Annotated in this window: 4 protein-coding genes; 2 read left to right on the forward strand and 2 right to left on the reverse strand. The window is 67.7% G+C overall.

The genetic code is table 11. The features are described from left to right. Positions 1–8 precede the first annotated feature (8 nt). Both QOC69_RS08925 and QOC69_RS08930 read right to left on the reverse strand, forming a co-directional pair. The gene (locus QOC69_RS08925) at positions 9–3716 is read right to left on the reverse strand and encodes a multifunctional oxoglutarate decarboxylase/oxoglutarate dehydrogenase thiamine pyrophosphate-binding subunit/dihydrolipoyllysine-residue succinyltransferase subunit (RefSeq protein WP_526438483.1); all 3708 of its coding nucleotides are present in this window, start codon (positions 3714–3716) and stop codon (positions 9–11) included. A gap of 186 nt (positions 3717–3902) precedes the next feature. Further along, a complete protein-coding gene (locus QOC69_RS08930; RefSeq protein ID WP_526438485.1) occupies positions 3903–4655 on the reverse strand; it encodes a hypothetical protein in 753 nt (250 codons plus the stop codon). Between the two features lie 159 nt (positions 4656–4814). Here QOC69_RS08930 and QOC69_RS08935 point away from each other — a divergent pair, with 159 nt between their 5' ends. Beyond that, the gene (locus QOC69_RS08935) at positions 4815–6110 is read left to right on the forward strand and encodes a multidrug effflux MFS transporter (RefSeq protein WP_526438487.1); all 1296 of its coding nucleotides are present in this window, start codon (positions 4815–4817) and stop codon (positions 6108–6110) included. A 199-nt stretch (positions 6111–6309) separates the two neighbouring features. Next, the coding region (locus tag QOC69_RS08940) for a DHA2 family efflux MFS transporter permease subunit (protein WP_526438489.1) at positions 6310–7450 on the forward strand (1141 nt) is incomplete at its 3' end.

Below are 7450 nucleotides of genomic sequence, written 5' to 3' on the forward strand. Positions count from 1 at the left end.
CACAGGGCCTAGATCGGGGCGAAGGCCTCGTCGAGGATCTCCTGCTGTTCGACGGCGTGCACCTTCGAGCTGCCCGACGACGGCGCCGACATGGCCCGCCGGGAGATCCGCTTGATGCCGGTCAGCTTGTCCGGTAGCAGCTCGGGCATCGAGAGCCCGAACGTCGGCCATGCCCCCTGGTTGGCCGGTTCCTCCTGCACCCAGCGGAACTGCTCGGCGTTCGGATACTCGTCGAGGGTGGCGGCGAGCCGCCGGTTCGGCAGCGGGTAGAGCTGCTCGACGCGCACGATGGCGACGTCTTCGCGGTTGTCCTTCGCCTTGCGGGCGGCCAGGTCGTAGTAGATCTTGCCGCTGGTCAGCAGGATCCGCTTCACCTTCGAGCGGTCGCCGTCGCCGTCCTCGTACGTGGCCTCCTCGAGGATCGAGCGGAACTTCTGCTCGGTGAAGTCGCGGATATCGCTGACGGCGGCCTTGTTGCGGAGCATCGACTTCGGGGTGAAGACGATCAGCGGGCGGTGAATCCCGTCCATGCCGTGTCGTCGCAACAGGTGGAAGTAGTTCGCAGGCGTCGACGGCATCGCGACGGTCATCGAGCCCTCGGCGCACACCTGCAGGAACCGTTCGATGCGACCCGACGTGTGGTCGGGGCCCTGGCCTTCGTGACCGTGGGGGAGTAGCAGCACGACGTCCGACAGCTGGCCCCATTTGGCCTCACCGGAGCTGATGAACTCGTCGATGATCGACTGGGCTCCGTTGACGAAGTCGCCGAATTGCGCTTCCCACAACACCATTGCGTCCTGGTTGCCCACGGAGTAGCCGTACTCGAAGCCCACTGCCGCGTACTCGGACAATGCCGAGTCGTAGACCATGAACCTGCCACCGGTCGGCGTGCCGTCCTCCTTGAGGGTCAGCAATTCCAGCGGCGTGAACTCGGCGCCGGTCTTGCGGTCGATGATCACCGCGTGGCGCTGCGTGAACGTGCCGCGGCGGGTGTCCTGGCCGGACAACCGAACCAGCTTGCCCTCCGCCACCAGCGTGCCGAGCGCGAGCAGTTCACCGAAGGCCCAGTCCACCTTGCCCTCGTAGGCCATCTCGCGCCGCTTCTCCAGCACCGGCTTGACGCGGGGGTGCACGGTGAAGCCGTCTGGCACCGCTAGGTGCGCGTCGCCGATCCTGGCGAGCAGTGCCTTGTCCACGGCGGTGCTCAGCTTCGCGGGCAGCTGCTGATCGGACTCGACCGATTCGCTGGGCTCGATGTCGTGCTTCTCGACGTCGCGGACCTCGTTGAACACCCGCTCGAGCTGGCCCTGGTAGTCGCGCAGGGCGTCCTCGGCCTCCTTGATCGAGATGTCGCCACGACCGATCAGTGCCTCGGTGTAGGTCTTGCGGACGCCTCGCTTGGTGTCGATGACGTCGTACATGTACGGCTGCGTCATCGACGGGTCGTCACCTTCGTTGTGCCCGCGACGGCGGTAGCACAGCATGTCGATGATGACGTCCTTCTTGAACTGCTGACGGAAGTCCACGGCCAGCCGGGCCACCCACGAAGCGGCCTCGGGGTCGTCGCCGTTGACGTGGAAGATCGGCGCACCGACCATCTTCGCGACGTCGGTGCAGTACTCGCTGGAGCGCGAGTCCTGCGGTGACGTGGTGAAGCCGATCTGGTTGTTGACGACGATGTGGATGGTGCCGCCGGTGCGGTACCCGCGCAGCAGCGCGAGGTTCAGCGTCTCGGCCACCACGCCCTGCCCGGCGAACGCCGCGTCGCCGTGCAGCATCATCGGCACCACCGAGAAGCCGTCAGGGCCATCGCCCTTGTCGAGCAGATCCTGCTTGGCGCGGACCAGGCCCTCCATCACCGGGTCGACGGCCTCGAGGTGGCTCGGGTTGGCCACCAGCGACACGTCGATGTCGTTGTCGCCGAACATCTGCAGGTAGTTGCCGCTCGCGCCGAGGTGGTACTTCACGTCACCGGAGCCGTGTGCCTGCGACGGGTTCAGGTTGCCCTCGAACTCGGAGAAGATCTGCGAGTAGGGCTTGCCGACGATGTTCGCCAGCACGTTGAGCCGGCCGCGGTGGGGCATGCCAATCACCACTTCGTCGAGCGCGTGCTCGGCGCTCTGATCGAGCACCGCGTCCATCATCGGGATGACGGTCTCGGCGCCTTCAAGCGAGAAGCGCTTCTGCCCAACGTATTTGGTCTGTAGGAACGTCTCGAATGCCTCGGCCGCGTTGAGCTTGCTCAAGATGTACTTCTGCTCGGCGACGGTCGGCTTGCCGTGCTTGACCTCGACGCGCTCCTGAATCCACTTCTGCTGTTCGGGTTCCAGGATGTGGGTGTACTCCACGCCGACGTGGCGGCAGTACGCGTCACGTAGCACCGACAGCACGTCGCGCAGCTTCTTGAACTCGGCGCCCGCGAACCCGTCGACCTTGAACACCCGGTCCAGATCCCACAGCGTCAGGCCGTGGGTGAGCACGTCGAGGTCGGGGTGGCTGCGGAACCGCGTCTTGTCCAACCGCAGCGGGTCGATGTCGGCCATCAGGTGGCCTCGGTTGCGGTACGCCGCGATGAGCTCGATGATCCGCGCGTTCTTGTCGACGATCGGGTCGGGGTTGTCGATGCGCCAGCGGACCGGCTCGTAGGGGATGCCAAGCTCGCGGAAGATCTCGTCGAAGAAGTCGTCGGACAGCAGGAGCTGATGGATGGTGCGCAGGAAGTCGCCTGACTCCGCACCCTGGATGATCCGGTGGTCGTAGGTCGACGTGAGCGTGATCAGCTTGCCGACGCCGAGCTCGGAGATCCGCTCCTCGCTGGCGCCCTGGAACTCCGCCGGGTACTCCATGGCGCCCGCGCCGATGATCGCGCCCTGGCCACGCATGAGTCGGGGCACCGAGTGGACGGTGCCGATGGTGCCCGGGTTGGTCAGCGAGACCGTCACACCCGCGAAGTCCTCGGCGGTCAGCTTGCCGTCGCGCGCCCGCCGCACGATGTCCTCGTAGGCGGCGATGAACTGGCCGAAGCGCATCGTCTCGCACCGCTTGATGGCCGCCACGACGAGCTGCCGGTTGCCGTCCTTGCCTTGCAGGTCGATCGCCAGACCCAGGTTGGTGTGCGCCGGGGTGATGACGTTCGGCTTGCCGTCCACCTCCGCGAAGTGGCGGTTCATCGTCGGGAACTTCTTGATTGCCTGGACGATTGCGTAGCCCAACAGATGGGTGAACGAGACCTTGCCGCCGCGGGTCCGCTTGAGGTGATTGTTGATGACGACGCGGTTGTCGATCAACAGCTTGGCCGGGATGGCCCGCACGCTGGTCGCCGTCGGCACGTCCAGCGACGCATTCATGTTCTTGACGACCGCAGCCGCGGCGCCGCGCAACACCGCCGACTCGTCACCCTCGGCGGGCGGAGGTCCTGCGGCGGCCTTGGGCTTGGCGGGCTCGGGTGCGGGCTTGGCGGGCTCGGCCGCCGCAGGCGCGGCCGGTGCCGGGGCGGGCGCCGTCGCTGCCGGGGACGGCGCGGGGGCAGGCGTCGGCGGTGCGGTCGGCTGACCCTTGCCGTTCGAAGCCGTTGTGTCCGTGGCCGGTTCGGGGGAGTAGTCGACGAGGAACTCGTGCCAACTCGGATCTACCGAAGAGGGATCCTCTCGGAATTTGCGGTACATCTCCTCGACCAGCCACTCGTTCTGTCCGAATGGTGAAGGTGAACTGCTCACGGCAGCTACTCGCCTCGTTTCCTTCTGCCCCGGCGAGCGGGTTGTTCGCTCGCTGACTTCCTCTGTGCGCTTGCCCGCGCTCGTGCCGAATAAAGGCTATCCCTCGGGACACGAGCAGACCACGGCAACGGGCTTGTGATCATTGTGTTCCTCGTGATGTTCGTCGTGCGGGCACTCCCGGCCCGGCTACTGCTGCGGCGCGGGCAGCACGTGCAGCGTCGACGGCCAGCGCGGCGGCGGGTTGCCGAACGCCTGCCGGGCGTTGGCGATGATCTTGCGACCCATCACCCGGTTGCCGACGCCGCCGACGACGGCGCCGATGCCGACGGGCAGCAGCTTGCCGAACGCGATCGCCCCGCGCTTGAGGGTGTAGCGCTTGACGAAGTACTTCAGCAGCCGCGAGTTGAGCTGGGAGACCGCGGGCAGCGGCAGCGACGCCGCGCCGTCGGCGATCCACGCGCCGCTGGTGCGGCCAGCCCCGATCAGGTCCGCAACGGCGTGCTTGCCGTCCTCGCCGACCAACACGGCCAGCACCAGCGCGCGGCGGCGCTCCCTGTGGTCGGCGGGGATGCCGTACACCTCGGCGGTGGCGAGCACGAACACGGCCGTCGCCTCAAGGAACACCACCGTCTCACCGGCCACCGCCGACAGCGCGACGAGCGTGCCGATCCCCGGGAACGCAGCGGCGGAACCGACGGCGGCACCGCTGGCCATCACCGCGGCGAGGTAGTACTTCTCGAGCTTGGCGACGATCTCGGCGGGCGTCGCCTCCGGGTCGTGCTCACGGAGTCGTTCGACATAGGCCTTGACGGCGGGCGCCTGCACGCGCGCCCCGCGTTCGATGATCTGCGACAGGGCCCTGGCCGCCGCGCTCGGGTGGTCGGCTGAGTCCTTGCCGACCGCTGGCACTCGGCTCTTGGCGCTGGAACGAGCGCTCATTCGTTGGGCCTCCCTATGGCGTGCAACCTGGTTCTCAGGCTACTGCGTCTACAACGATCGCCGATGGTCGCGGGGTGCCCCACGGTGACGGCGGTCACGTTCCGGTGCCTGCCGTACCACTCGGGAAGAAAATATTGATACGCGGTGCTAATCATTTTCATGGCATCATCGCCCAACGTGGACCTCAGGAGCGCAGACACCGTGGCAGTAGATACCCGGTCGCAAACCAATCCGGGGCCGAGTAGGACCCGGATGATCGTGGTGCTCGGTCTGCTGGTCGCGTTGGGCCCGCTGACGATCGACATGTACCTGCCTGCGCTCCCGCGCATCGCCGACGAACTGTCGGTGTCGTCGTCGGTGGCTCAGCTGACGCTGACCGGCACGCTCGCGGGCTTGGCGCTGGGTCAGCTCGTCATCGGCCCACTGTCCGACTCGCTGGGCCGCCGCCGCCCGCTGATGGCAGGCATCGTGCTGCACATGCTGGCCTCGGTGATGTGCATCCTGGCGCCCAACATCATCGTGCTCGGCGTGGCCCGTTCCCTGCAGGGCGTTGGCGCGGCCGCCGCGATGGTGGTCGCCATCGCGATCGTCGGTGACCTGTTCGCCGAGTCGGCGGCCGCCACGGTGATGTCCCGGTTGATGCTCGTACTCGGGGTAGCCCCCGTGGTGGCCCCTTCGCTGGGCGCGGCGGTCCTGCTGAAGGCGTCCTGGCACTGGGTGTTCGCCGTCCTGGTGGTGCTTGCAGGCCTACTGCTGCTGCTCGCCGTGCTTGCCCTGCCGGAGACGCTGCCGCAGTCGCACCGCAGGCCCCTGAAGGTGAAGGGGATCCTCGCCACCTACGGCGAACTGCTCCGCGACATGCGGTTCGTCGTCCTGGTGCTCGTCGCCGCGCTGAGCATGTCCGGGCTGTTCGCCTACATCGCAGGGGCGTCGTTCGTGCTGCAGAACCGCTACGGCCTTGACCAGCAGGAGTTCGCCCTGGTCTTCGGCGCGGGCGCGGTGGCGCTGATCGGTGCGACGCAGTTCAACGTCGTCCTGCTGCGGCGGTTCACCCCTGCGACGATCGTGGTCTGGGCGCTTGTCGCCTCGTCGCTGTTCGGGGCAGCGTTCGTCGGGTTGGCCGCGGCGGGCGTCGGCGGGCTTCCCGCGTTCGTCGTGCCGGTCTGGGCGATCCTCGCGGCAATGGGCCTGGTCATCCCCAACGCGCCTGCGTTGGCACTGTCCCGTCATTCGGAAGCGTCGGGCACCTCGGCGGCGTTGCTGGGTGCTGCGCAGTTCGGCCTTGGCGCTGCGGTGGCGCCGCTGGTGGGCGTGCTCGGCAACGACGAGCTGGCCCTTGCCGTGGTCATGACGACCGGCGTGGTGATCGCGCTGCTGGCGCTGCTCGCGGCCGGTGTGCGGAATCCGGGCGACGGCGATGCCGGCGCGGTCGGACTGGTCGCCGACCCTGCGTGATGGGCATCGTCTGACCCGTCGGGACTGAGTCGTCCGACTTGTCGGGATTGGGGCGGGTCCGTAGCGTCGGCTGGACAGCGTCGTTACGCATGGCCGAGTAGATATTGCAGACAGTGCTTCCCCAGCTGGTTCCTCCGCACGCACCCCGCGTCGCCACGGCGCGGGTCGTGCCGCGTCGCGCGCCGACCCGGGTGCGGCGATGACCTCGGGTCAGCGAGCGCTCGGCAGACCGGCTCCACCGAAGGCTGCGACCAACCCGTGGCACGCGCTGTGGGCGCTTCTGGTCGGTTTCTTCATGATCCTGGTCGACGCGACGATCGTCTCGGTGGCCAATCCGTCGATCATGGACCACCTCGGCGCGGACTTCGACGCGGTGATCTGGGTGACCAGCGCGTACCTGCTGGCCTATGCCGTACCGCTGCTGTTGGCCGGCAGGCTCGGCGACCGCTTCGGGCCGAAGAACCTCTACCTCGTCGGGTTGGCCGTGTTCACTGCCGCCTCGCTGTGGTGCGGCCTGGCGGGCAGCATCGAGACGCTCATCGCGGCCCGCGTCGTGCAGGGGCTTGGCGCGGCGCTGCTCACCCCGCAGACACTGTCGACGATCACCCGGATCTTCCCGCCCGAGCGCCGCGGCGTGGCGCTGAGTGTGTGGGGCGCGACCGCGGGGGTGGCGACCCTCGTCGGACCGCTGGCAGGCGGAGTCCTGGTCGACGGGCTTGGCTGGCAATGGATCTTCATCGTCAACGTGCCGATCGGCATCATCGGACTTGGACTGGCCTACTACCTGGTTCCCGCCATGCCCACCGAGATGCACGACTTCGACGTCATCGGGGTGGTGCTGTCCGGCGCAGGGATGTTCCTCGTCGTGTTCGCGCTGCAGGAGGGTCAGTCGCACGACTGGGCGCCGTGGATCTGGGCCATGATGGCCGCAGGGGCGGCGTGCGTCGCGGGCTTCATCTACTGGCAGGCGGTCAACCCCAAAGAACCCCTCATCCCACTGAACATCTTCCGCGACAACGACTTCAGCCTCTCCAACGTAGGCATCGCGGTGATCGGCTTCGCGGTGACGGCGATGGTGGTGCCGGTCATGTTCTACGCGCAGGCGGTGTGCGGGTTGTCGCCGACGCGGGCCGCACTGTTGATGGCGCCGATGGCGATCGCGACGGGTGTGCTGGCGCCGTTCGTCGGCAAGCTCGTCGACCGCGAGCACCCGAGACCGATCGTCGGGTTCGGCTTCTCGGCGCTGGCGATCGCGCTGACCTGGTTGTCGGTCGAGATGACGCCGACGACGCCGATCTGGCGGCTGGTGCTGCCGTTCATCGCGATGGGCGTGGGGATGG

Origin of the sequence: Mycobacterium sp., from assembly GCF_032162105.1 — a bacterium.
Lineage (GTDB): Bacteria > Actinomycetota > Actinomycetes > Mycobacteriales > Mycobacteriaceae > Mycobacterium.

Excerpts from the sequence above, each read along its gene's own strand:
- QOC69_RS08930 (WP_526438485.1), bottom strand. The coding sequence starts at position 4,655 with ATGAGCGCTCGTTCCAGCGCCAAGAGCCGAGTGCCAGCGGTCGGCAAG.
- QOC69_RS08935 (WP_526438487.1), top strand. The coding sequence starts at position 4,815 with ATGGCATCATCGCCCAACGTGGACCTCAGGAGCGCAGACACCGTGGCA.